This window comes from Vibrio crassostreae 9ZC13, from assembly GCF_000272045.2.
Taxonomy (GTDB): domain Bacteria; phylum Pseudomonadota; class Gammaproteobacteria; order Enterobacterales; family Vibrionaceae; genus Vibrio; species Vibrio crassostreae_C.
In genome coordinates, this window is sequence record NZ_AJYZ02000014.1 from 1 (window position 1) to 613 (window position 613).

At 53.3% G+C, this 613-nt stretch carries 1 rRNA gene; it reads right to left on the reverse strand.

From position 1 onward, the window contains the following. A 16S ribosomal RNA gene (locus A136_RS01545) occupies positions 1-613 on the reverse strand; the annotation flags it as partial.

Here is a 613-nt window from a genome sequence, read left to right on the forward strand (position 1 = left end):
CCCAACATTTCACAACACGAGCTGACGACAGCCATGCAGCACCTGTCTCAGAGTTCCCGAAGGCACACCTGCGTCTCCGCTGGCTTCTCTGGATGTCAAGAGTAGGTAAGGTTCTTCGCGTTGCATCGAATTAAACCACATGCTCCACCGCTTGTGCGGGCCCCCGTCAATTCATTTGAGTTTTAATCTTGCGACCGTACTCCCCAGGCGGTCTACTTAACGCGTTAGCTCCGAAAGCCACGGCTCAAGGCCACAACCTCCAAGTAGACATCGTTTACGGCGTGGACTACCAGGGTATCTAATCCTGTTTGCTCCCCACGCTTTCGCATCTGAGTGTCAGTATCTGTCCAGGGGGCCGCCTTCGCCACTGGTATTCCTTCAGATCTCTACGCATTTCACCGCTACACCTGAAATTCTACCCCCCTCTACAGTACTCTAGTTCACCAGTTTCAAATGCAGTTCCGAGGTTGAGCCCCGGGCTTTCACATCTGACTTAATGAACCACCTGCATGCGCTTTACGCCCAGTAATTCCGATTAACGCTCGCACCCTCCGTATTACCGCGGCTGCTGGCACGGAGTTAGCCGGTGCTTCTTCTGTTGCTAACGTCAAGA